This window comes from Kosakonia pseudosacchari (assembly GCF_900184035.1).
GTDB classification, from domain to species: Bacteria; Pseudomonadota; Gammaproteobacteria; order Enterobacterales; family Enterobacteriaceae; genus Kosakonia; species Kosakonia pseudosacchari.
The window spans coordinates 561,883-585,629 of record NZ_FXWP01000013.1; the positions used below are offsets into that span (position 1 = coordinate 561,883).

The following is a 23,747-nucleotide window of genomic DNA, read 5'->3' on the forward strand; positions in this document are numbered from 1 at the left end:
CTTTTTTGTCTTTATATACTGAGAGAAAGGTGACGAATTCGTCACGAGCAATGTAAGAGAAACAGGGGGCAAGGGATGTTGCTTAAGAAGTCGTATGGTCGTCGAATGTCGGCGCTGAGTTTATGCCTGGCATTCGCATTCGCTCCACTGTTTAGTGTGCAGGCCGATGAGCCTGAAATCGTGCCGGTGGATAGCTCGGCGACGCCAGGTGAGCAGCCAACTGTGCTGTCGCAGCCGCAGGAACAGTCGCCTGCGACGGCGATGTTGATCGGCGTTAAATCTTTCCCGTCCGGCGTTTCCGTTGCCGATGTGCGTGCACAACTTCAGTCGCAATTACCTGCTGGCTGGACGCCGGTCTACATGGATCAGCTCGCTGCGTTGTATGCCGCGCGCGGGCAGAAACCGATGTGGGATAACCGCGAAGCGGTACAGGCGTTTCAGCAGCAACTGGCTGAAGTGGCGATTGCAGGGTTTCAGCCACAATTTACTACCTGGGTTGAATTACTGACCGATCCGGCGGTTTCCGGCATGGCGCGCGATGTCGTGCTGTCGGACGCGATGCTCGGCTATTTACACTTTGTTTCGGGTATTCAGTCAAAAGGGCAGCGCTGGCTCTATAGCGACAAACCTTATGCGCTTGCGACGCCTGCTATTTCGGTCATTAACCAGTGGCAACTGGCGCTGGACAAGGGATCTCTGCCTGGTTTTATCGATCATCTTGCGCCGCATCATCCGCAATATGCTGCTATGCACCAGTCACTATTGGCGCTGGTGGGGGATTCGCGTCCGTGGCCGCAAATCACCAGCACGGTAACGTTGCGTCCGGGGCAGTGGAGCAATGACATTCCGGCTCTGCGTGAGATCCTGCAGCGCACTGGCATGCTGGATGGCGGACCCAATATCGCCTTACCAGGTGATAACGTCGCTGTCAGCCCCTCAGCTCAGCACGTGAAAAAAGCGCCGCAGACGCGCGCGGCATATGACCGCCAGTTGGTGGAAGCCGTCAAGCGTTTCCAGTCATGGCAAGGGTTGCATGCGGATGGCGTGATTGGCCAGGGCACGCGCGACTGGCTGAACGTAAGTCAGTCGCAGCGCGCCGGATTGTTGGCACTAAATATCCAGCGCCTGCGTTTGCTGCCGGGTACGCTTTCGACTGGCATCATGGTCAACATTCCTGAGTATTCACTGGTTTATTACCTCAACGGTAACCAGGTGCTGGCGTCACGGGTGATTGTGGGCCGCCCGGATCGCAAAACGCCGATGATGAGCAGCGCGCTGAATAACGTGGTGGTTAACCCGCCGTGGAACGTGCCGCCAACCCTGGCGCGTAAGGATATTCTACCGAAGGTGTGGAACGATCCGACTTACCTTGAACGCCACGGTTACACCGTATTGCGGGGATGGAACAGCAAGGAAGCGATTGACCCGTACATGGTTGACTGGGCGACCATAACGCCTGCGAACTTGCCGTTCCGCTTCCAGCAGGCGCCAGGTGCGCAGAATTCGCTGGGACGTTATAAGTTCAATATGCCGAGTTCAGACGCTATCTATCTGCATGACACGCCGAACCATAATCTGTTCCAGAAAGAGGCGCGGGCGTTAAGCTCGGGCTGCGTGCGCGTCAACAAAGCCTCTGAGCTCGCTAATATGCTGTTGCAGGATGCGGGATGGAACGATACGCGGATTTCCGATGCGCTAAAACAGGGAGATACGCGTTATGTCAATATTCGTCATGATATCCCGGTCAATCTCTATTACCTGACCGCCTTTGTTGGTGCTGACGGGCGGACCCAGTATCGTACAGATATTTACAATTATGATCTGACGGCGCGATCGGGTGCACAAATCTTATCGAAAGCTGAACAATTAATCAGATAAATGAAGCAGTTTCAGTCAGCGTGTTGTCGTAATAACTGGTAGAAAATGGGCTCTGGAGGTTACAGAGCCCGTATTTACTGGGATGAGGCAGCCTTGACGTGGCGTTTGTAGCCCGGTAAGGTGCCTCTCGTGCGCTATAAGAGTGCATAAATTTTGTTCAACATTGCTTATCTGTAGAATTTATTATCATGGATAAATTTGACGCTAATCGCCGCAAATTGCTGGCGTTGGGTGGGGTTGCACTCGGTGCTGCCATCTTACCAACTCCGGCTTTTGCCACCCTTTCCACGCCACGACCGCGTATTTTGACGTTGAATAATCTTAATACCGGTGAATCTATTAAAGCTGAGTTCTTCGATGGCAGGGGCTATATTCAGGATGAATTAGCAAAACTTAATCATTTTTTCCGTGATTACCGCGCGAATAAAATTAAAACCATCGACCCTCGCTTGTTTGACCACCTTTTCCGTTTGCAGGGGCTGCTGGGAACACGCAAGCCTGTGCAGCTGATCTCCGGCTACCGTTCTGTTGATACCAACAATGAACTACGCGCGCACAGCCGCGGTGTGGCAAAACAGAGCTATCACACCAAAGGTCAGGCCATGGATTTCCATATTGAAGGGATTTCGCTGAGTAATATTCGCAAAGCTGCGTTATCTCTGCGCGCGGGTGGTGTAGGATACTACCCCAGCAGCAACTTTGTGCATATTGATACCGGGCCGGTAAGGCACTGGTAAAATTCAGGCTGAGCTACAGGAGCAGTATGAACTATCGTATTATTCCGGTTACCGCGTTCTCCCAGAATTGTTCGCTTATCTGGTGTGAACAAACCCAACTTGCCGCCGTGGTCGATCCCGGTGGTGACGCCGAACGGATTATTCAGGAAGTGGATGCTTCTGGCGTGACACTCGCGCAAATCCTGCTTACGCATGGTCACCTTGATCATGTTGGCGCGGCAGCCGAACTGGCGCAGCATTATGGTGTGCCGATTATTGGCCCGGAAAAAGAAGATGAGTTCTGGCTGCAAGGCCTGCCTGCACAAAGCCGGATGTTTGGCCTGGAGGAGTGCCAGCCGCTGACGCCCGATCGTTGGTTAAATGAAGGCGACAGCGTCACGGTGGGTAAAATAACGCTGCAGGTATTGCACTGTCCTGGTCATACGCCGGGGCACATTGTGTTCTTTGACGCGCAATCCCGTTTGCTGATTTCCGGCGATGTGATTTTTAAAGGCGGCGTGGGGCGCAGTGATTTCCCGAAAGGCAACCATGGGCAATTGATTGATTCCATCAAGCGCAAATTATTGCCATTAGGCGATGATGTTACTTTCCTTCCCGGACATGGCCCAATGTCTACGCTGGGATATGAGAGGTTGCACAATCCGTTCCTGCAAGATGAATTACCGGTCTGGTAAATAAAAAAGGGTCGCTTCGGCGACCCTTTTTGTTACTGCTGTAACTTACAGTACGGCAACGATAGCTTCGCACAGCGGCGACATATTATCCGGCGTCATACCTGCGACGTTAATGCGCCCAGAAGCAACCGCATAGATACCAAACTCTTCACGCAAGCGCAGCACCTGTTCTTTGGTCAGGCCGCTGAACGAGAACATACCGTTCTGTTTGGTGATAAAGCTGAAATCGCGGTTAGCCCCTTTCTCCTGCAAGGTATTAACAAACAGCAGGCGCATACGCTGAATGCGCTGGCGCATGTCCGTTAACTCTTGCTCCCAAATGGCACGCAGAGCCTCGTTACTGAGAATGGTTGCAACCACCGAAGCGCCATGCGCCGGCGGGTTTGAGTAGTTGGCACGAATAACGGCTTTCATCTGGCTGAATGCGCGATCGGCGCTTTCCGCGTCTGCGCTCACCAGTGTACAGGCACCAACGCGCTCATTGTACAGGCCAAAGTTTTTCGAGAACGAACTGGCGACCAGCAGTTCTTTGTGCAGTGCGGCAAATGCGCGCAGCCCTTCGGCATCTTCTTCGAGACCGCGAGCAAAGCCCTGATAAGCGAAGTCAAACAGCGGCAGCCAGCCTTTTTCAACGGACAATTTCGCCAGCGTTTCCCACTGTTCCAGCGTTGGATCGATACCTGTCGGGTTATGGCAGCAGCCGTGGAACAGCACCACGTCGCCCGCCTGAGCGTTATTCAGGTTTGCCAGCATACCGTCGAAGTCCAGCGCGTGGTTCTGCGCATCGTAGTAAGCGTATTCACACACTTCCAGACCGGCGGAGTTAAACACGCCTTTGTGGTTCGGCCAGCTCGGATTGCTCACCCAGACACGTTTTGCGGTGGTGTTTTTGGCGAGAAAATCTGCCGCCACGCGCAGGCCACCTGTACCGCCAGGCGTTTGCGCGGTGCGCGCACGTTTGTCATTGATAATCGCGCTGCCTTTGCCGAACAGCAGTTCCTGCGTGCAACGGCCAAACTCAGGAATACCGTCGATACCGAGGTAGTTTTTGGTGGTTTCATTTTCCAGCAGATAAAGCTCGGCTTTTTTAACGCTGGTCAGCACCGGGGTCTTGCCAGTTTCATCTTTATAGACACCGATGCCTAAGTTGATTTTATTGGGGCGTTCATCGGCGCGAAACAGATCGGCCAGACCCAGAATGGGATCGGCAGGGGCGGCGGTTATATTCTCAAACATGACGAGGTTCCATTTTGATGACAGAAGGGAGGTCCGCTATCAGGTTAACGGCTGACACAGGAATTGCCAACCGTTTGCGATAAAAAGCGCGATGCTTTTCAAAACTCATCGTGATTTATCTTGCTGGCATAAAAAAACAGGGCCAAAGGCCCTGTTTGATATGCATATAACAGTCGAGGGTGACTATTAGAACTGGTAGGTCAGACCAACAGCTGCCTGGTCATCAGTACCGATGCCGTAGGTTTTAGCGCTGTAATCGTTGCTATCCAGCAGGTTGAAACGGTAATCGAAGAACACGTTCATGTTCTTATTGAAGTAATAAGTCACGCCAGCCTGGATATATTTAGCCAGGTCTGCAGTGCTTTCTGCACCGTTCAGGTTTTTACCTTTGCTCTGGACATAAGAAATTGCCGGACGCAGACCAAAATCGAATTGGTACTGGGCAACAACTTCAAAGTTCTGAGTTTTGTTAGCTGCTTCCCAGTAATCAGCTGCAGTCTCTCCTGCCGGAGTTGCATCGTTAATTGCAGTCTGACCAGCAGCGCTGTTAACGATAGTCATGTTACGCGTTTCAGCGTAAACAGTGGCGAGGTAGATGTTGTTTGCATCATATTTTGCACCAACAGCCCATGCTTCAGCACGGTCACCGTTACCATCTGCTTCCTGCGCGGTGGTGCGTTTGGAGTTACTGTATGCACCGGAAACGCCGAAACCTTCACCGAAATCATAAGTTACAGAGTAGCCAACACCATCACCGTTCTGTGCATTCAGGCTGTGGCTGGATTCGTTTTTGCCCTGATATTGTACAGCGAAAGCCAGGCCATCAACCAGACCGAAGAAATCAGAGTTACGATAGGTCAGAACACCACCAGCACGGCTGGTCAGGTAGTTATCAGTGTAAGCGCCACCCCAGGTTTCGCCGGAGAAGTACGGTGCCATATCAGTATAGGATTCAACATCATATACAACACCATAGTTACGGCCGTAATCCAGAGAACCAACATTAGCAACTTTCAGACCTGCAAATGCCAGACGGGTATTACCTGCGCCTTGCTCGCCTTCTGCTTTGCTTGCATTGGTACGATATTCCCACTGGCCATAACCAGTCAGATCACTATTGATCTGAGTTTCGCCTTTAAAACCGATCTGGCCGTAAGTCGCATCGCTGTTAGAGCTGCCTTCGCCAGTGGTCGTCCAAACATGACGGCCTACAGCTTTACCATACAGGTCTACTTTGTTGCCGTCTTTGTTGTAGATTTCTGCAGCGTTAGCTGCACCGGCTGCCAGCAGAGCAGGGATAACCACTGCCAGAATATTGCGCTTCATCATTATTTATTACCCTCATTGGTTTTTTTGAACACCTGCCACTGCCGCCAATAAATTCCGTCAATAAAAATTTACGGAACTATTGATGAGAGTTTGGTGTCTTTCTGTGTCTGAAAGGCATCTTTCCAAACATAACAACGTTTCGCTACCCTGAAAGTGCTACAAATGTCTTAAAGCAGTAACAAAAAGAAATATTGTGTAAGATTTTGTGTATTTACGGGAACTTTGTGAACCATCTCAAAGTTCAGCTTCAGGTGCTGATTTAATGAGCGATATCATTGCTATTTATATGAATTACTTATGTTTAATTAAGCTAAAGGCTTTTCTTATCCGCTAAACGCTCGTGTCGTGTATTTTCTTATAACGGCATTTAGCCGTCCAGATTGCTGTGCGTATTTTAACCAAAAGTGCTAATTAACAGGCTGACATATTCCGCAATAAACGGATTGGGTGATTTATGTACAGATGTTTTTCAGGGGTAAAAAAGCGCAAAGAAGGGTAAAAATGCGGTGACTCAACTGATGGGCTGTTAATAAAAGTTGACGGGCGTCACATAAATGAAAAGGCCAGCGATAACGCTGGCCTTGAGAACATCAGAATGTTGCGGAGCGCGGCGTACGCGGGAAGGGGATCACATCACGCACGTTCTGTACGCCGGTTACGTAGGCAATCAGGCGTTCAAAACCGAGACCGAAGCCGGAGTGCGGTACAGTGCCGTAACGGCGCAGATCGCGATACCACCAGTAATCTTCTTTATTCAGCCCCATTTCTGCCATGCGGGCATCCAGGACATCAAGACGCTCTTCACGCTGAGAACCGCCGATGATTTCACCGATACCCGGCGCCAGCACATCCATCGCCGCCACGGTTTTACCATCTTCGTTAAGACGCATATAGAACGCCTTAATATCTTTCGGGTAGTTTTTCACCACCACCGGTGCTTTGAAGTGTTTCTCGGCCAGGTAACGTTCATGTTCAGAAGCCAGATCGACGCCCCAGTAAACCGGGTTCTCGAACTTCTCACCGCATTTTTCGAGAATAGCGACCGCATCGGTGTAATCAACCTGGGCGAAATCTGCCGCGATGAAACGCTCCAGACGGCCAATCGCGTCTTTATCCACGCGCTCTTCAAAGAACTTAAGGTCATCCAGACGCTCTTCCAGCACCGCTTTAAAGGCGTATTTCAGCATCGCTTCAGCCAGACGGGCGTTATCGTCGAGATCGGCGAAAGCGATTTCCGGTTCCAGCATCCAGAACTCAGCCAGATGGCGGCTGGTGTTGGAATTCTCCGCGCGGAAAGTTGGGCCGAAGGTATAAACCTTGGACAGGGCGCAGGCATAGGTTTCAGCATTCAACTGGCCGGAAACGGTCAGGAAGGCTTCTTTGCCAAAGAAATCTTTATCAAAATCGACTTTGCCTTCCGCAGTTCGCGGCAGGTTTTCCATGTCCAGCGTGGAGACGCGGAACATTTCGCCTGCACCTTCGGTATCCGATGCGGTGATAAGCGGCGCAGATACCCAGAAGAAACCTTGTTCGTCGAAGAAACGATGTAACGCCTGCGCCAGCGTGTGGCGAACGCGCGCAACCGCACCAATCAGGTTGGTACGCGGGCGCAGGTGGGCCACTTCGCGCAGATACTCAATACTATGGCGTTTTGCCGCCATCGGGTAGGTATCCGGATCTTCAACCCAGCCGGTGACTTCGACAGATGTCGCCTGAATCTCCAGGCTCTGGCCTTCGCCCGGTGAGGCCACGACTTTACCGGTCACAATCACCGAGCAGCCGGTGGTCAGACGCAGCACTTCATCATTGTAATTGGGCAGAGAATTATTAATAACGGCCTGTACAGGATTAAAGCAGGAGCCGTCATAAACGGCGAGGAAGGAGATACCAGCTTTAGAATCTCGGCGGGTGCGTACCCATCCGCGTACGGTGACTTCACTGTCAACGGCAACACGGCTATGGAATACGTCGGCTACAGGCACAACGCTCATAATATTCTCTCTGTTAATAGTCGGAAAAAATAAACACTTGTCCGCCCGATTAGGGGGGATATCTATGTTACCTGGCGTACGCCATCAGACAAGCAGAATTAGCAGGAACAATTAATAAATTATTGGCAAAAAAGAAGGGAGCCCCCAGGCTCCCTGCTATTAACTGGCTTTTTTGACCTGCGGCAGGTCAAACGCTTCGCGTAAGGCGCGGACAAACGCCTTGTCATGGCAGATGGTTTTTCCGGGGCTGTCAGATAATTTCGCCACCGGTTTTCCGTTGCACTCAACGAGTTTGATAACAATATTCAGCGGTTTTACGCCGGGAATATCACACGTCAGGCGTGTCCCGATACCAAAGCCCAGCTTGACGCGATCGGCAAAGTGGCAATAGAGATCCAGCGCTTTATTCAGATCAAGATTGTCCGAGAATATCAGCGTCTTCGACAGGGGATCGATGCCGAGTTTCTCATAGTGAGCAATCGCTTTTTCGCCCCATTCCACTGGATCGCCAGAATCATGGCGCAGGCCCTGGTAGCGGGTTGCGAATTCCGGGCCGAAGTCACGTAAAAACGCATCCATCGTAATGCAGTCTGTTAACGCAATCCCCAGTTGGTTTGGATACTCTGCAAGCCAGGCCGCGAGCGCCGCGCGCTGGCTGGTGGCCAAATCGGGGCTGATCTGTTGGTGCGCCTGGAACCATTCATGCGCCTGGGTACCCATCGGCGTCAGTGACAGGCGACGGGCCAGATCATAATTGCTGGTGCCGATAAACCATGGTTCTTGTTGCAACCGCTCGACTATCGCTTGCTGCACATCGCGGGAGAAACGACGCCGCGTGCCGAAATCCATCAGACGGAAACCGGACATATCTATTTGCGCGGTGCGCGTAGCGAAATCCGCCAGTTTCTCTTCCAGATGCAGCAGAGCCTGCTGAACACCAGTCTGTGGCGAACGGCAGCGGTGAACCACTTCACTGATCACTGCCAGCAGCGGCACTTCCCACATGATCACTTCGCGCCATGGACCGGAAAGGCTGATATGCAGTTTGCCGTTGTCATTGGTAATCGTGACCTGGCGCGGGTCGTAACGAAAATGACGTAGCCAGTTAAGGTAGTCAGGCTGGAAGAAGGGGAGGCCGGACAGCCACAGATACTCGTCATCTTGCAGACGCAACGACTGCATGGCGTCGACCTGTTCGCGGACGGCATCGGCATAAATACCGAGCAGGTCATCACCGCGACAGCGGAATTCGGCCGTGACATGCACGTCATAATAGTGGTGGAACACCGCTTGCTGCATATGCAGCTTGTAAGCGTCGGTATCCAGCAGCGTTTGCAGACCAGAGAAAGCGAGTTGAGTCATGGTGCGCAGTAGCATCCTCTTACAGGAGCGTTTAGTACAATAAACAAAGCAGGTAGTCGCTGGAGTATACCTTGTTTACCAGGTTATTGAACCCTGATCACACCATAACGTGCTGGATGGGTCGATGGCATTTCGTGCCTCCTGTTATAAAAATGTAGCAGACAGAGCTTTTCCCTCTGAAAAGATGAAGATTCTGCGTGGCGCGTTTGCGGCAACCGGAATAGACTGGAGTCGTAACCAACAGAAGATGCTAAAGGTTTTTTATGACACAACAGCCACAAGCCAAATACCGCCACGACTACCGTGCGCCGGACTACCTGATTAGCGATATTGACTTGACCTTTGACCTTGACGCCGCCAAAACCGTCGTCACGGCGCAGAGCAAAGTGTCACGCCATAGCGCCTCTGCTGCGCCGCTACGCCTGGACGGCGGCGAACTGACCCTGATTTCCATTCACGTAAATGATGAGCCCTGGACCAACTATAAAGAAGAAGGCTCCCAGCTGGTGATCGATGGCTTGCCAGAGCGTTTTACCTTGCGCATTGTGAATGAGATAAGCCCGGCCGCGAACACCGCGCTCGAAGGTCTGTACCAGTCCGGTGAAGCGCTGTGCACGCAGTGCGAAGCGGAAGGCTTCCGCCATATTACCTGGTATCTTGACCGCCCGGATGTGCTGGCGCGCTTTACCACCAAGCTGATTGCCGATAAAACCCGCTATCCGTTCTTGCTCTCTAACGGCAACCGCGTTGATCAGGGCGAGCTGGATAATGGCCGTCACTGGGTGCAGTGGCAGGATCCGTTCCCGAAACCCTGCTATCTGTTTGCGCTGGTCGCCGGGGATTTCGACGTCCTGCGCGACACCTTCACCACCCGTTCCGGGCGCGAAGTGGCGCTGGAGCTGTATGTCGATCGCGGCAACCTCGATCGTGCGGCATGGGCGATGACCTCGCTGAAAAACTCCATGAAATGGGACGAGCAGCGTTTCGGCCTTGAGTACGATCTCGACATCTATATGATTGTCGCTGTCGACTTCTTCAATATGGGCGCGATGGAAAACAAAGGGTTGAACATCTTCAACTCGAAATACGTGCTTGCCCGTACCGATACTGCCACCGATAAAGACTACCTTGATATCGAGCGCGTAATTGGTCACGAATACTTCCATAACTGGACCGGTAACCGCGTAACCTGCCGCGACTGGTTCCAGCTCAGCCTGAAAGAAGGCCTGACCGTATTCCGCGATCAGGAGTTCAGCTCCGATCTGGGCTCCCGTGCGGTAAACCGTATTAATAACGTGCGCACCATGCGCGGTATGCAGTTCGCCGAAGACGCCAGCCCGATGGCGCACCCGATCCGCCCGGATAAAGTCATTGAAATGAATAACTTCTACACCCTGACGGTGTATGAAAAGGGCGCGGAAGTGATTCGCATGATGCATACGCTGCTTGGCGAAGAGAACTTCCAGAAAGGGATGCAGCTCTATTTTGAGCGTCATGACGGTAGCGCGGCGACCTGCGACGATTTCGTGCAGGCTATGGAAGACGCGTCGAATATCGACCTGTCGCATTTCCGCCGCTGGTACAGCCAGGCCGGTACACCCGTGGTGACGGTGCACGATGATTACAACCCGAACACCGAGCAATACACGCTGACCATCAGCCAGCGCACACCGCCGACCGCCGAACAGCAAGAGAAACTGCCGCTGCACATTCCGTTCGATATCGAACTGTATGATAACGAAGGTAAAGTGATCCCGCTGCAGAAAGACGGGCACCCGGTACATAACGTCCTCAACGTCACGCAGGCGGAACAGACTTTTATCTTTGATAACGTCTATTACCAGCCGGTGCCGTCGCTGCTGCGTGAATTCTCCGCGCCGGTGAAACTGGAATATAAGTGGAGCGATCAGCAACTGACTTTCCTGATGCGCCACGCCAGTAACGATTTCTCTCGCTGGGATGCGGCACAAAGCCTGCTGGCAACACACATTAAACTGAACGTTGCGCGCCACCAACAGGGCCAGGCGCTGTCGCTGCCACTGCATGTCGCGGATGCCTTCCGTGCGATCCTGCTGGACGAAACGATTGATCCAGCGCTGGCCGCGGAGATCCTGACGCTGCCGTCGGCAAATGAGATCGCCGAGCTGTTTGAAACTATCGATCCGATCGCCATATCCGCAGTACGTGAAGCACTGACGCGCACGCTTGCCACCGAACTTGCTGATGAGTGCCTGGCGGTGTACAACGCGCACAAACTCGATAGCTACCGCGTTGAACATGCGGATATCGGCAAACGTTCTTTACGCAACACGTGCTTGCGTTACCTGGCGTTTGGCGATGCGCAACTGGCAGACAAACTGGTGAGCCAGCAGTATCACGACGCTGATAACATGACGGATGCCCTGGCGGCGCTCTCTGCAGCGGTTGCCGCGCAACTGCCGTGCCGTGATGCGCTGATGCAAGAGTACGATGACAAATGGCATCACGACGGCCTGGTGATGGATAAATGGTTTATCCTGCAGGCCACCAGCCCGGCGGAAGATGTGCTGCAAACGGTGCGCAGCCTGTTGAAGCATCGCTCGTTCTCGCTCAGCAACCCGAACCGCATCCGCTCGCTGATTGGCGCTTTCGCCGGCAGCAACCCGGCGGCGTTCCATGCGCTGGATGGCAGCGGTTATCAGTTCCTGGCCGAGATGTTAACTGAGCTGAACAGCCGTAACCCGCAAGTGGCATCGCGTCTGATTGAGCCGCTGATCCGCCTGAAACGCTATGACGCTAAACGTCAGGCGATGATGCGTGCGGCGCTGGAGCAGTTAAAAGCGTTGCCGAACCTTTCCGGCGATCTGTACGAGAAAGTCAGCAAAGCGCTGGCGTAATGAAAATGCCGCCTTCACCGAAGGCGGCACTGTTTTCCCCACAAAGGGCACGCCGAAACTGTAATAAGCAGCGCCTGCCAGTCTGTTATTTAATCCCAAAGCCAACCGGGCAGAACTCAATCCGGTTGATGATCGCGCCGACAGAGCGTGGTTTTCAGTAAGCAATAAGCCTTAACGGGCGCGACCTGTGCCGGTTACTACAGAGCATTAAGCGTGGCGAGTATGCGGTAACGGAACGGTTTCCGACTCGCCGCGTTTCATCACCCGGTTCAATACTTCCGCTTCCAGCTCCGCCAGCCTTACCGAACCCAGGCGGCGTGGACGTGGCAGATCGATGGCTAAGTCCAGCCCGATTTTTCCTTCTTCTATTAACAGTACGCGATCCGCCATTGCCACTGCTTCACTGACATCATGCGTCACCAGCACCACTGTGAAACCGTGTGTCTGCCATAACTGTGTGATGAGCGCCTGCATCTCCAGTCGGGTTAATGCATCCAGCGCACCTAACGGTTCGTCGAGCAGCAGCAGCCCCGGTTGATGTACCAGCGCCCGCGCCAGCGCGACCCGCTGTTTCTGGCCGCCGGACAACACCGCAGGCCACTCGCTGGCTCGCTGCTCCAGCCCGACCGCGCGTAACGCATCCTGTGCGGCCTCGCGCCAGCGGCCTTTCAACCCTAAACCGACATTATCTATTACGGATTTCCATGGCAGGAGCCGGGCATCCTGAAACATCATTCGCGTGTCATTTTGAATGTTCGCCAGCGGTGTACTACCCGCTAACAGCTCTCCGGCATTGGCGGTTTCCAGCCCGGCCAGCAGGCGCAGCAATGTGCTTTTGCCTCCGCCGCTGCGACCTACCACGGCGACAAACTGCCCGGCGGCAATATGCAGATCCAGCCCGCTCAGCACGGTGTTATTGCCGTAATGCTTACTCACGCCATTTAATAACAGCGGGATCCCCTGAGTGAGTCGCGCAGTATTCATGCTGTTGCCTCCTTCACGTGATAAGCGGGATGCCAGCGCAGCCACAGGCGCTCCAGCAATTGCGCACTGACATCGGCGAGTTTACCGAGCAGGGCATAGAGGATGATGGCGACCACCACGACATCCGTTTGCAGGAACTCTCTGGCGTTCATCGCCAGGTAGCCAATCCCGGCGTTAGCGGAAATCGTCTCCGCCACAATCAGCGTCAGCCACATCAGGCCGAGCGCAAAGCGTACCCCGACCATAATCGACGGCAGAGCGCCGGGGAGGATCACATGAGCAAAGAGCGCAAAACCGGACAAACCGTAGCTGCGCGCCATCTCCAGTAACCCGCGGTCGATATTACGAATGCCGTGCCAGGTATTGATGTAAATGGGGAACAACGTGCCAAGCGCAACAAGGAAAATTTTCGCGCTCTCATCAATACCAAACCACAAGATAACCAGGGGGATCAGTGCCAGATGCGGCACATTGCGCAACATCTGGATCGAGGTATCCAGCAGACGTTCTCCCCAGCGCGACAACCCGCTAATCAACCCCAGCGTCAGACCGATACTGCCGCCGATCGAAAAACCAATCACCGCACGCCAGGAGCTGATCGCCAGGTGTTGCCACAATTCACCGCTCACGCTTAATGTCCAGAACGCTTCCAGCACGCCCTCCGGTGAGGGAAGAATGCGCGTGGAGAGCAGGCCGGTGGAGGAGGCGATTTGCCATACCACCACAATCCCCGCCGGCAGCAGCCAGGGGGCAATGCGCAGGAGCCATCTCTTTTCTGCCGCCATAATTTGCCTCAGCTTTGCGCCACTTTTCGGGGAATAAACTCGTTCGCCACGGTTTCGCCCTGCGGTTGCAATGGCTGTGGCTGCGGAATTTGCGGCACCGTGACATCCAGGTGCGGGAACAGCAGTTCGCCGACACGATATGCCTCTTCCAGGTGCGGATAACCGGAAAGAATAAAACTGTCGATACCAAGCTCAGCGTATTCATTGATTCTTGCCGCGACGGTCGGGCCATCGCCCACCAGCGCGGTTCCCGCGCCGCCGCGTACCAGCCCAACGCCAGCCCACAGGTTGGGGCTGATCTCCAGCTGATCGCGCTTGCCGCCATGAAGCGCCGCCATCCGCTGTTGACCGACGGAATCCTGGCGAGAGAAGGCGGCCTGCGCTTTAGCAATCGTGGCATCATCCAGATGGGCGATCAGGTTATTCGCTGCCTGCCAGGCTTCTGCATTCGTTTCCCGGACAATTACATGCAGACGAATACCGAAGCGCACTTTACGCCCGTAGGCTGCGGCTTTGGCGCGTACCTTTTCAATTTTTTCTTTTACCTGCGCTGGCGGCTCGCCCCATGTCAGATAGAGGTCTACCTGCTCAGCGGCCAGATCTTGTGCCACATCGGACGATCCGCCGAAATAGAGCGGCGGTCGCGGTTGCTGCACCGGCGGGAAAAAGAGTTTCGCACCACGCACATGAATATGTTTACCCTCGAAGTCTACAGTGTCGCCTTCCAGCAGACGACGCCAGACGTGAGTAAACTCGGCAGAGGCTTCATAACGCTGCGTATGATCGAGAAATACGCCGTCTCCGGCCAGTTCCTGCGGATCGCTGCCGGTCACCAGGTTAAACAGTGCCCGTCCGTTGGAGAGCCTGTCCAGCGTGGCCGCCTGACGCGCAGCGACGGTCGGCGACGTGACGCTGGGGCGCAGGGCGACAAGAAACTTCAACCGCTGTGTCACCGGGATAAGTGAGGCGGCGACCAGCCACGCGTCTTCACAGGAACGCCCGGTGGGGATCAGCACTCCGCTGAACCCTAAACGATCCGCTGCCTGCGCGACTTGTTGTAAATAAGCATGATCTACCGGGCGCGAGCCGTGGTCCGTCCCTAAATAGTGACCATCGCCGTGGGTGGGTAAAAACCAGAACAGATTTAAGCTCATGACTTGGCTCCTTGATTGGCCGGTTGCCAGATACGGGTGCGAATATCGACTTTTTTCGGTAGTAAACGGTTTTCATAAAAGAGATCGGCCGTTTGCTGTTGCAGTGCGGCGGTGGTGTCGTCGACTGGCGAAATTTTGGTTGGCGGGCGGTGATCGAAATAGCTGGCAATCACCGGCTGAGGCAACCCCAACGTTTTGGCAAACAGCGCGATGCTTTCGTCACGCTGGCTAAGGGTTAACGCGTCGGCTTCGCTAAAGGTATTCAGAACGCCCTGAATAAATGCACCGTTTTTTTCCGCATAGGGACGCGAAGCTAAATAAAACGAACCGGTCTGTTTCAGCGTGGTGCCGTCTTTTAATACGCGCACGCCACCCTGAAGCAGGGCCGCCGAGTAGTAAGGATCCCAGATGGCCCACGCATCAACATTACCTTGCTGGAACGCGGCACGTGCATCTGCTGGGGTCAAAAACACCGGCTGGATATCGCTGAATTTCAGCCCGGCCTGTTGCAGAGCACGCAGCAGTAAATTGTGTGAACTGGAACCTTTCTGCAAAGCGACTTTGTGTCCTTTCAGATCGGCAACCGTTTTAATCGGGCTATTTTGGGCAACAAGGATCACTTCTGCTTTCGGCTTTGGCGGCTCAACGCCGACATACAAAAGATCCGCGCCTGCGGCCTGGGCAAAAATCGGCGGAATATCGCCCGTACTGCCGAGATCAATACTGCCAATATTCAGCGCTTCCAGCATTTGTGGGCCTGCCGGGAATTCCGTCCAGGTGATTTTGGTGTTCGGGTAGCGTTTTTCCAGCAGTGCATAGCTTTTTGCCAGCACCATGCTGACGCTGCCTTTCTGGTAACCAATACGCAAACTTTCCGGTGCCGGTTCGGCGGCCTGCGTCCAGGCGGAAAGCGTCAGTAAACCGCTTAACGCTAACCATTGCGCGCGGTTTTTGAACAGATTAAACATGCGCGACTCCTTGCGGCAGGTGGAAAGCCGGGGCCTGAATATCCCGGCGGTGCAGCGCTTGCCAGAAGGTTTCCAGTGCTTTATCCAGACGGGTTTGCAGGTTAGGCGTCAGGCTGGGCTTGTGCTGGTAATCCAGCACCTGACTGTCATCGGCGAAAACGCCATGCAGGATCTCTTGCGCTTTCAGCGCGCTGAGCACCGGCTTTAGCGCGTAATCCACCGCCAGCATATGCGCCACGGTGCCGCCAGTGGCCAGCGGCAACACCACTTTGCCCTCCAGTGCCCGCTCGGGCAGTAGATCGAGCAGCGTTTTCAGGGCGCCGGAGTAAGCCGCTTTATAGATCGGTGTGGCGACGATTAAGCCATCGGCCTCGTTAAGTTGCCCTATAAATGTTTGCAACGCGGGGCTATCAAAGCGGGCATAGATGAGATCCTCCGGCGCGAAATTTTGCAAATGCCAGTGACACACTTCGATATCCTGCGCATTCAGGCGCTCGTGGGCATACTCCAGCAACGCGCTGGAGCGGGAGGGAAAGCGCGGGCTTCCGGCCAGGGTGACAACTCTCATAATCGCTCCTTATAACCAATTGTTTGCTTTTAGATAACATTCATAACAATTTAAGGCAGTGTGGCAGAGTCGATTTATTCCACTAAATGATTTATTCGATGAAAATATGCTGAAATTTGCATAAAGGAGAGTGATGAGAGAAAACGATTGCGTCGAATCGCCTTTTTTTGCCGCAGGTCAATTCCCTTTCACCGGGTAATCGCAGATAATACGCCCCCGGTTTGCAACCGGGAATCCAGGAGAGTTCATGTACTACCCCTTCGTTCGTAAAGCCCTTTTCCAGCTCGATCCAGAGCGCGCTCATGAATTAACGTTCCAGCAATTACGCCGTATTACCGGCACGCCTTTTGAAGCCCTTGTGCGTCAGCGTGTACCGGAGAAACCGGTCAAATGCATGGGTCTGACCTTTAAAAACCCGTTGGGGTTAGCGGCCGGGCTGGATAAAAATGGTGAGTGCATTGATGCGCTGGGTGCGATGGGGTTTGGCGCCATCGAAATCGGTACCGTGACGCCGCGCCCGCAGCCTGGTAATGACAAGCCGAGGATCTTCCGCCTGGTGGAGGCTGAAGGGCTGATCAACCGCATGGGCTTTAATAATCTTGGCGTCGATAACCTGGTTGAGAACGTGAAAAAATCGCACTTCGACGGTGTCCTGGGCATTAATATTGGCAAGAATAAAGACACGCCTGTCGAGCAGGGTAAAGATGACTACCTGATTTGTATGGAAAAAATCTATGCCTATGCCGGTTATATCGCCATCAATATTTCCTCACCAAATACGCCCGGTTTACGTACGTTACAATATGGCGAAGCGCTGGACGATCTGCTTACGGCAATTAAGAATAAGCAAAACGATCTGCAAAATGTGCATCATAAATATGTTCCGGTAGCCGTAAAGATCGCACCAGATCTTTCTGAAGAGGAATTGATCCAGGTAGCCGATAGTTTAGTTCGCCACAATATCGATGGCGTTATTGCCACTAATACCACGCTGGAAAGATCGCTGGTGCAGGGAATGAAACATTGTGACGAAACGGGTGGTTTAAGTGGCCGTCCGTTGCAATTAAAAAGCACGGAAATTATTCGGCGGTTGTCGCAAGAATTAAACGGACGCTTGCCGATTATTGGCGTAGGCGGCATCGACTCGGTGATAGCGGCTCGCGAGAAAATTGCCGCCGGTGCGTCACTGGTGCAAATTTATTCGGGCTTTATTTTTAAAGGCCCACCGCTGATTAAAGAAATCGTTACCCATATCTAATCTTTTATCCCTTCCTGTGTAACCAGGGCTTTATTTCCCGCCCTGGTTGTTTTATATTCCACCACTGTTGCTAATTTAAACATTTTAGTCTTTTATTATTTAGGTAATAAACGAGGCGGCAAACAGGATGAAAAAACGACAGGATGTTTAGGGGAAGGGGAGAGGAAAATGCGAATTAAACCTGACGATAATTGGCGATGGTATTTTGATGATGAGCATGATCGCATGATGCTCGACTTAGCCAATGGCATGTTATTTCGCTCTCGTTTTGCCCGTAAGACGCTGACACCAGACGCTTTCTCGCCGTCTGGTTTTTGCGTTGATGATGCTGCGCTTTATTTCTCCTTTGATGAAAAATGTCGCGATTTGCCGTTATCCAATGAGCAACGCGCTGAACTGGTGCTTAATGCGCTGGTAGCGATTCGCTTCCTGAAGCCGCAAATGCCGAAAAGCTGGCACTTTATGACGCATGATTCCCAGTGGACGCCAGTTACGGGCGAAGGCGCTTGTGTCTGGCTGAGCGATACGCAGGAGTGTGTGAATCTGCTGGTGGTCGAACCGGGTGAAAATGCCGCGCTGTGTCTGCTGGCGCAACCCGGTGTGGTGATTGCCGGGCGCACCATGCAGCTGGGCGACGCGATTAAAGTTATGAACGATCGCCTCAAACCACAGCTGCATACCAACGCCATCCAGCTCGAACAGGCGGTTTAAGCCTCCAGTCGCAGCGATGTTTTCGGCACACAGCTACAGCAAAGAATTGAACCATCCGGTGCAACCGCTGATTTCTTCAGCGCACTAACTTCACCTTCCATTACGCGGATCCGGCAGCAGCCGCAAATCCCCGCGCGACAAGAGTAGGGCACGCGAATCCCCTGGTTCTCCAGCTGTTCCAGCAACACTTGTTGGTTATTCCCGCGAAATGTTTGGCCTTGCCAGTTAATTTCCACTGTGCCTGCGGGTTGCGCATCCTGTTCTACAGACTCTTCGACTGCGCCTGCGCCGTATATTTTCGCGGGCGCTGTTGCCAGCACGGCTACCTCATCGCCGACGCGAATCACACCGCTGTTACGGGCAATCAGGTTTTGGCCAAAATCGACAGTGCCATTGTCCTGCGCAGTGCGAAAACGCTGTAAGGTCGCGAGCGGTTCACCGGCAGGGTGTTTTTGCCCGCGCTCCGGGCTGACAGTGGTAAACACACACCGGCTGCACGGTTTCACGACGTCAAAAACCACCTCGCCAATACGCACCACTTTCCAGCTGTCCTCTTCCCAGGGCTGCGCGCCCGTTACCACCAGGTTGGGGCGAAACTGCTCCATTTTCACGCTGGCCGGACAACGGTTTTGTACATCACGCAACGAGGCTTCGTTCGCCAGCAGATACGGAAAGCCATCGGCGAAAGATAACGGCACATCCTCGTGGTGTTTGACGCGGCGAGTTAATTCAGGCCCAACCCAGCGCAATTGCACCTCGCGGGAAAAAAAGCCGCTCAGCCAGCGGTTAATCTCTTCGGGCGCGATAAGTGCAGTAAAGTGATTACCCCACACTTCCGTGGGTGCGGCGTCGGGCGCAAAATCGGCAAAGCGAATCACCGCGCTGCTGCCATCCGGTGCGGTCAAGTGCAAGCCATCGGTTAACGGTGATGGCGTAAAGCGCACCATCTGCGGATACTGCCGTGCGGTAATAAAAGTGCCATCGGGTTGCGTGACCATAAAAACACGGTCAAAAGCGAGGCCGCTGATATCGGCAAGTGCATGCGTCAGGCCGATACCGCGCATGGATTTTACCGGATGAATAAAAAGACGTGAAAGCGTTGGCACGTCTTCCCCCTGTCTGATGAAAATTAGCCCTCAACTTTATGACATGAACGCCAGATTAGCTATAATGCGCAACAATTTTCGTTGAATGTAAGTGACATTATGATTTCTCTGTTTGCCAGTACGGCCCGCGGGCTGGAAGAGCTGTTAAAAACTGAACTGGAAAAACTCGGCGCTGTGGAGTGCCGCGTTGTTCAGGGTGGTGTCCATTTTGAAGGGGACACGCGGCTCCTGTACCAGAGCCTGATGTGGAGTCGTCTGGCTTCGCGCATTATGCTGCCGCTCGGGGAGTGCAAGGTTTACAGCGATCTTGATCTCTACCTCGGCGTGCAGGCGATCAACTGGACAGAGATATTTAATCCGGGCGCAACCTTTGCCGTCCATTTTAGCGGCCTGAACGATGAAATCCGCAACAGCCAGTACGGCGCGCTGAAAGTTAAAGATGCGATCGTCGACAGCTTTACCCGCAAAAACCTGCCGCGTCCGAATGTGGAACGTGAGATGCCAGACCTGCGTATTAACGTCTGGCTGAACCAGGATACAGCGAATATCTCCCTTGATCTGAGTGGTGAAGGTTTGCACCTGCGCGGTTACCGCGATCGCACCGGGATGGCGCCGATCAAAGAAAACCTGGCCGCCGCGATCGTGATGCGTTCTGGCTGGCAGCCAGGCTCCCCCCTACTCGATCCGATGTGTGGTTCCGGGACACTGTTGATTGAAGCTGCAATGGCGGCGACCGATCGCGCGCCGGGTCTGCACCGCGGCCACTGGGGTTTTGGTGGCTGGGCGCAGCACGATGACGCGTTGTGGCAAGAGGTGAAAGCTGAAGCGCAAACGCGTGCGCGTGCGGGGCTGGCAAATTACGCATCCCATTTTTATGGTTCAGACAGCGACGCGCGCGTTATCGATATCGCCCGTAAAAACGCCCGCCGTGCCGGGATTGGCGAGCTGGTGACGTTTGAGGTGAAAGACGTTGCTGAGCTGAGCAACCCGCTGCCAAAAGGCCCGTATGGTACGGTGATCAGTAACCCGCCGTATGGTGAGCGTCTGGAAAGTGAACCGGCGCTAATCGCGCTGCACAGCCTGTTGGGGCGTCTGCTGAAAGCACAATTTGGTGGCTGGAATCTGTCATTGTTTAGCGCCTCCGTTGATCTGCTGAACTGCCTGCAATTGCGCGCTGAGCGCCAGTTCAAAGCGAAAAATGGCCCGCTGGACTGCGTACAGAAAAATTACCATCTGGCGGAAAATACCGGCGAAGCGAAAGCGCCGGCAATGGCGGAAGATTACGCGAATCGCCTGCGCAAGAACGTGAAAAAGCTGGAGAAATGGGCGCGTCAGGAAGGTATCGAATGCTATCGCCTGTACGATGCCGATCTGCCGGACTACAACGTCGCGGTCGATCGCTATGCCGACTGGGTGGTGGTGCAGGAGTATGCCGCGCCGAAAACGATTGATGCGCAAAAAGCACGTCAGCGCCTGTTTGACATCATCGCCGCCACCATTCAGGTGCTGGGAATTGCGCCAAACAAACTGGTGCTAAAAACCCGTGAACGGCAGAAGGGCAACAACCAGTATCAGAAGATGAATGAAAAGGGTGATTTCATGGAAGTGAGCGAATATAACGCTCGCCTGTGGGTCAACCTGACCGATTATCTGGATACCGGTCTGTTCCTCGATCACCGTATCGCGCGCCGTATGCTCGGCCAAATGAGTAAAGGCAAAGATTTCCTGAATCTTTTCTCTTATACCGGCAGCGCCAGTGTGCATGCCGGTCTGGGCGGTGCGCGCTCGACGACAACGGTGGATATGTCACGTACCTATCTGGAGTGGGCCGAACGCAACCTGCGTCTTAATGGGCTGAGCGGTCGTGCACATCGCCTGATTCAGGCCGACTGCCTGGCGTGGCTGCGCGATACTGATGAGCAGTTCGACCTGATCTTTATCGATCCGCCGACCTTCTCTAACTCCAAACGTATGGAGGACTCTTTTGATGTCCAGCGCGATCACATGCGCCTGATGGAAGATCTGAAGCGTCTGTTACGTAAGGGCGGCACGATTATGTTTTCCAATAACAAACGCGGTTTCCGTATGGATCTCGACGGGCTGGCGAAACTGGGTCTTAAAGCACAAGAAATCACCCAAAAAACGCTGTCGCAGGATTTTGCCCGCAACCGTCAGATCCACAACTGCTGGCTGATTACCGCAGCCTGAAAGGATAAATAAATGTCATTAATCAGTATGCATGGCGCGTGGCTGTCGTTCAGCGACGCGCCGCTTCTCGATAATGCTGAACTGCATATCGAAGAAAATGAACGCGTGTGCCTTGTTGGGCGTAACGGCGCAGGGAAATCGACGCTGATGAAGATCCTCAACCGGGAAGTTAACCTGGACGATGGTCGCATTGTGTATGAACAAGATTTGGTGGTCGCGCGCCTGCAGCAGGATCCGCCGCGTAATGTTACCGGCAGCGTCTACGATTTTGTCGCTGAAGGGATTGAAGAGCAGGCCGAGTATCTCAAGCGCTACCATGAGGTTTCTCATCTGGTGATGAGCGATCCGAGCGATAAAAATCTCGCCGAGTTAGCGCGTGTGCAGGAGATGCTGGATCACCACGGTTTATGGCAACTGGAAAATCGTATCAACGAAGTGCTGGCGCAGCTTGGGCTGACGGCTGATATGTCGCTTTCTGCCCTTTCCGGCGGCTGGTTGCGTAAGGCCGCGCTGGGGCGCGCGCTGGTAAGCGGCCCGCGCGTACTGCTGCTCGACGAACCGACCAACCACCTGGATATTGAAACTATCGACTGGCTGGAAGGGTTCCTGAAATCTTTCGGCGGCACCATTATCTTTATCTCTCACGATCGTTCGTTTATTCGCAATATGGCGACACGTATCGTCGACCTTGATCGCGGCAAGCTGGTTTCCTATCCGGGCAATTACGATCAGTATCTGCTGGAGAAAGAAGAAGCCCTGCGTGTGGAAGAGCTGCAAAACGCGGAATTCGATCGCAAGCTGGCGCAGGAAGAGGTGTGGATCCGCCAGGGCATCAAGGCGCGTCGTACGCGTAACGAAGGCCGCGTGCGCGCGTTAAAAGCCATGCGCCGCGAGCGCAGTGAACGCCGTGAAGTGATGGGCAGCGCGAAGATGCAGGTGGAAGAAGCCTCCCGCTCGGGCAAGATTGTTTTCGAGATGGAAAACGTTAACTATGGCATCGACGGCAAAGTGCTGGTGCGCGACTTCTCCACGCAAGTGCAGCGCGGCGACAAAATTGCGCTGATTGGTCCGAACGGGTGCGGTAAAACCACTTTGCTGAAGCTGATGCTTGATCAACTGAAAGCCGACAGTGGACGCGTCCATGTGGGGACTAAGCTGGAAGTGGCCTATTTCGATCAGCACCGCGCCGAACTGGATCCGGATAAAACGGTAATGGACAACCTTGCTGAGGGTAAACAAGAGGTGATGGTGAACGGCAAGCCGCGCCACATTCTGGGTTACCTGCAGGACTTTCTGTTCCATCCGAAACGGGCGATGACGCCGGTACGTGCGCTTTCTGGCGGGGAACGCAACCGACTGTTGCTGGCGCGTTTGTTCCTGAAACCCAGCAACCTGTTAATTCTCGATGAACCGACCAACGACCTGGATGTTGAAACGCTGGAGCTGCTGGAAGAGCTTATCGACGCCTATCAGGGTACGGTTCTGCTGGTGAGCCACGATCGTCAGTTCGTTGATAATACCGTGACCGAATGCTGGATCTTCGAAGGTGACGGCCAGATTGGTCAGTATGTTGGCGGCTATCACGATGCCCGTGGTCAACAGGCTGCTTCGCAGATGCAAAAGCAGGACGCCGTGAAAAAAAGTCTGGAAGCGCCGGTCGCCAAAGCAGAAACTGTCAAACGCAACAGTAACAAACTAAGCTATAACCTGCAGCGTGAACTGGAACAATTACCGCAAAAGCTGGAACAACTGGAAGCACAACTTGGGGATTTGCAAGCGCAGGTCGCCGATGCCAGTTTCTTTAGTCAGCCGCACGACCATACGCAGAAAGTCTTAGCCGATATGGCTTCGGCGGAGCAAGCGCTTGAGGAAGCGTTTGAACGCTGGGAGTATCTGGAGGCTCTGAAAAACGGCGCATAAAG

General features: G+C 53.8%; 18 protein-coding genes. 8 read left to right on the forward strand and 10 right to left on the reverse strand.

Annotated features, from left to right (window positions below):
- The first annotated feature begins 75 nt into the window (after positions 1 to 75).
- The 3 genes from ldtD (at position 76) to BN2591_RS12675 (ending at position 3,289) form a co-directional block, all read left to right on the forward strand.
- Positions 76 to 1,878 carry a L,D-transpeptidase gene (ldtD, locus tag BN2591_RS12665; protein ID WP_086871922.1) on the forward strand — a complete coding sequence of 601 codons (1,803 nt, stop codon included), beginning with the start codon at positions 76 to 78 and terminating at the stop codon, positions 1,876 to 1,878.
- 188 nt (positions 1,879 to 2,066) lie between these two features.
- Positions 2,067 to 2,615 (forward strand): peptidoglycan L,D-endopeptidase MepK, encoded by a 549-nt coding sequence (gene mepK, locus BN2591_RS12670; protein WP_020457248.1) that lies wholly within the window; start codon positions 2,067 to 2,069, stop codon positions 2,613 to 2,615.
- A gap of 26 nt (positions 2,616 to 2,641) precedes the next feature.
- On the forward strand, positions 2,642 to 3,289 hold the full coding sequence (locus BN2591_RS12675; protein ID WP_086871924.1) for an MBL fold metallo-hydrolase: 648 nt from the start codon (positions 2,642 to 2,644) through the stop codon (positions 3,287 to 3,289).
- Between the two features lie 45 nt (positions 3,290 to 3,334).
- On the opposite strand, the gene BN2591_RS12680 is transcribed toward BN2591_RS12675, so the two are convergent.
- The 4 genes from BN2591_RS12680 to pncB form a co-directional block, all read right to left on the reverse strand.
- Positions 3,335 to 4,525 carry an amino acid aminotransferase gene (locus BN2591_RS12680; protein WP_086871925.1) on the reverse strand — a complete coding sequence of 397 codons (1,191 nt, stop codon included), beginning with the start codon at positions 4,523 to 4,525 and terminating at the stop codon, positions 3,335 to 3,337.
- 186 nt (positions 4,526 to 4,711) lie between these two features.
- Entirely contained in the window at positions 4,712 to 5,854 is a 1,143-nt protein-coding gene (locus BN2591_RS12685) for a porin (RefSeq protein ID WP_086871927.1), read from the reverse strand.
- 590 nt (positions 5,855 to 6,444) lie between these two features.
- Positions 6,445 to 7,845 (reverse strand): asparagine--tRNA ligase, encoded by a 1,401-nt coding sequence (gene asnS / locus BN2591_RS12690; RefSeq protein ID WP_086871928.1) that lies wholly within the window; start codon positions 7,843 to 7,845, stop codon positions 6,445 to 6,447.
- 159 nt (positions 7,846 to 8,004) lie between these two features.
- Positions 8,005 to 9,207 carry a nicotinate phosphoribosyltransferase gene (pncB, locus tag BN2591_RS12695; protein ID WP_086871930.1) on the reverse strand — a complete coding sequence of 401 codons (1,203 nt, stop codon included), beginning with the start codon at positions 9,205 to 9,207 and terminating at the stop codon, positions 8,005 to 8,007.
- 263 nt (positions 9,208 to 9,470) lie between these two features.
- Between pncB and pepN the strand changes: the two genes are divergently transcribed.
- On the forward strand, positions 9,471 to 12,083 hold the full coding sequence (gene pepN / locus BN2591_RS12705; RefSeq protein ID WP_086871931.1) for an aminopeptidase N: 2,613 nt from the start codon (positions 9,471 to 9,473) through the stop codon (positions 12,081 to 12,083).
- Between the two features lie 207 nt (positions 12,084 to 12,290).
- Here the strand turns inward: pepN and ssuB are convergent, their stop codons facing one another.
- From ssuB to ssuE, 5 genes are read right to left on the reverse strand one after another with little or no spacing between them, the layout of a single operon-like run.
- Entirely contained in the window at positions 12,291 to 13,067 is a 777-nt protein-coding gene (gene ssuB / locus BN2591_RS12710) for an aliphatic sulfonates ABC transporter ATP-binding protein (protein ID WP_086871932.1), read from the reverse strand.
- Positions 13,064 to 13,852, reverse strand: a complete 789-nt coding sequence (gene ssuC / locus BN2591_RS12715; protein WP_086871934.1) for an aliphatic sulfonate ABC transporter permease SsuC — start codon at positions 13,850 to 13,852, stop codon at positions 13,064 to 13,066. The genes ssuB and ssuC overlap by 4 nt, the downstream gene beginning before the upstream one ends.
- 8 nt (positions 13,853 to 13,860) lie before the next feature.
- Positions 13,861 to 15,006, reverse strand: coding sequence for an FMNH2-dependent alkanesulfonate monooxygenase (gene ssuD, locus BN2591_RS12720; RefSeq protein WP_086871935.1), 1,146 nt, complete (start codon positions 15,004 to 15,006; stop codon positions 13,861 to 13,863).
- Positions 15,003 to 15,974: a sulfonate ABC transporter substrate-binding protein gene (locus BN2591_RS12725; protein ID WP_086871937.1), complete on the reverse strand. Its 972-nt coding sequence runs from the start codon at positions 15,972 to 15,974 to the stop codon at positions 15,003 to 15,005. The genes ssuD and BN2591_RS12725 overlap by 4 nt, the downstream gene beginning before the upstream one ends.
- Positions 15,967 to 16,542 (reverse strand): NADPH-dependent FMN reductase, encoded by a 576-nt coding sequence (ssuE, locus tag BN2591_RS12730; protein ID WP_086871939.1) that lies wholly within the window; start codon positions 16,540 to 16,542, stop codon positions 15,967 to 15,969. Before ssuE ends, BN2591_RS12725 begins: the two co-directional genes overlap by 8 nt.
- Positions 16,543 to 16,789: 247 nt before the next feature.
- Here ssuE and pyrD point away from each other — a divergent pair, with 247 nt between their 5' ends.
- Together pyrD and zapC are read left to right on the forward strand one after the other, a co-directional pair.
- Entirely contained in the window at positions 16,790 to 17,800 is a 1,011-nt protein-coding gene (gene pyrD / locus BN2591_RS12735) for a quinone-dependent dihydroorotate dehydrogenase (protein ID WP_086871940.1), read from the forward strand.
- A 168-nt stretch (positions 17,801 to 17,968) separates the two neighbouring features.
- Positions 17,969 to 18,511 carry a cell division protein ZapC gene (zapC, locus tag BN2591_RS12740; RefSeq protein ID WP_086871942.1) on the forward strand — a complete coding sequence of 181 codons (543 nt, stop codon included), beginning with the start codon at positions 17,969 to 17,971 and terminating at the stop codon, positions 18,509 to 18,511.
- On the opposite strand, the gene BN2591_RS12745 is transcribed toward zapC, so the two are convergent.
- Positions 18,508 to 19,617 (reverse strand): YcbX family protein, encoded by a 1,110-nt coding sequence (locus BN2591_RS12745; protein WP_086871944.1) that lies wholly within the window; start codon positions 19,615 to 19,617, stop codon positions 18,508 to 18,510. The two genes, zapC and BN2591_RS12745, sit on opposite strands and share 4 nt — an antisense overlap.
- 99 nt (positions 19,618 to 19,716) lie before the next feature.
- Here BN2591_RS12745 and rlmKL point away from each other — a divergent pair, with 99 nt between their 5' ends.
- Both rlmKL and BN2591_RS12755 read left to right on the forward strand, forming a co-directional pair.
- Positions 19,717 to 21,825, forward strand: a complete 2,109-nt coding sequence (gene rlmKL, locus BN2591_RS12750; RefSeq protein WP_086871947.1) for a bifunctional 23S rRNA (guanine(2069)-N(7))-methyltransferase RlmK/23S rRNA (guanine(2445)-N(2))-methyltransferase RlmL — start codon at positions 19,717 to 19,719, stop codon at positions 21,823 to 21,825.
- A 12-nt stretch (positions 21,826 to 21,837) separates the two neighbouring features.
- Positions 21,838 to 23,745 carry an ABC transporter ATP-binding protein gene (locus tag BN2591_RS12755; protein ID WP_086871949.1) on the forward strand — a complete coding sequence of 636 codons (1,908 nt, stop codon included), beginning with the start codon at positions 21,838 to 21,840 and terminating at the stop codon, positions 23,743 to 23,745.
- Positions 23,746 to 23,747 lie beyond the last annotated feature (2 nt).

Excerpts from the sequence above, each read along its gene's own strand:
- ssuE (WP_086871939.1), bottom strand. The coding sequence starts at position 16,542 with ATGAGAGTTGTCACCCTGGCCGGAAGCCCGCGCTTTCCCTCCCGCTCC.
- rlmKL (WP_086871947.1), top strand. The coding sequence starts at position 19,717 with ATGATTTCTCTGTTTGCCAGTACGGCCCGCGGGCTGGAAGAGCTGTTA.
- ssuC (WP_086871934.1), bottom strand. The coding sequence starts at position 13,852 with ATGGCGGCAGAAAAGAGATGGCTCCTGCGCATTGCCCCCTGGCTGCTG.
- mepK (WP_020457248.1), top strand. The coding sequence starts at position 2,067 with ATGGATAAATTTGACGCTAATCGCCGCAAATTGCTGGCGTTGGGTGGG.
- BN2591_RS12725 (WP_086871937.1), bottom strand. The coding sequence starts at position 15,974 with ATGTTTAATCTGTTCAAAAACCGCGCGCAATGGTTAGCGTTAAGCGGT.
- ldtD (WP_086871922.1), top strand. The coding sequence starts at position 76 with ATGTTGCTTAAGAAGTCGTATGGTCGTCGAATGTCGGCGCTGAGTTTA.
- BN2591_RS12680 (WP_086871925.1), bottom strand. The coding sequence starts at position 4,525 with ATGTTTGAGAATATAACCGCCGCCCCTGCCGATCCCATTCTGGGTCTG.
- asnS (WP_086871928.1), bottom strand. The coding sequence starts at position 7,845 with ATGAGCGTTGTGCCTGTAGCCGACGTATTCCATAGCCGTGTTGCCGTT.
- pncB (WP_086871930.1), bottom strand. The coding sequence starts at position 9,207 with ATGACTCAACTCGCTTTCTCTGGTCTGCAAACGCTGCTGGATACCGAC.
- BN2591_RS12685 (WP_086871927.1), bottom strand. The coding sequence starts at position 5,854 with ATGATGAAGCGCAATATTCTGGCAGTGGTTATCCCTGCTCTGCTGGCA.
- pyrD (WP_086871940.1), top strand. The coding sequence starts at position 16,790 with ATGTACTACCCCTTCGTTCGTAAAGCCCTTTTCCAGCTCGATCCAGAG.
- ssuB (WP_086871932.1), bottom strand. The coding sequence starts at position 13,067 with ATGAATACTGCGCGACTCACTCAGGGGATCCCGCTGTTATTAAATGGC.
- pepN (WP_086871931.1), top strand. The coding sequence starts at position 9,471 with ATGACACAACAGCCACAAGCCAAATACCGCCACGACTACCGTGCGCCG.
- zapC (WP_086871942.1), top strand. The coding sequence starts at position 17,969 with ATGCGAATTAAACCTGACGATAATTGGCGATGGTATTTTGATGATGAG.
- ssuD (WP_086871935.1), bottom strand. The coding sequence starts at position 15,006 with ATGAGCTTAAATCTGTTCTGGTTTTTACCCACCCACGGCGATGGTCAC.
- BN2591_RS12755 (WP_086871949.1), top strand. The coding sequence starts at position 21,838 with ATGTCATTAATCAGTATGCATGGCGCGTGGCTGTCGTTCAGCGACGCG.
- BN2591_RS12675 (WP_086871924.1), top strand. The coding sequence starts at position 2,642 with ATGAACTATCGTATTATTCCGGTTACCGCGTTCTCCCAGAATTGTTCG.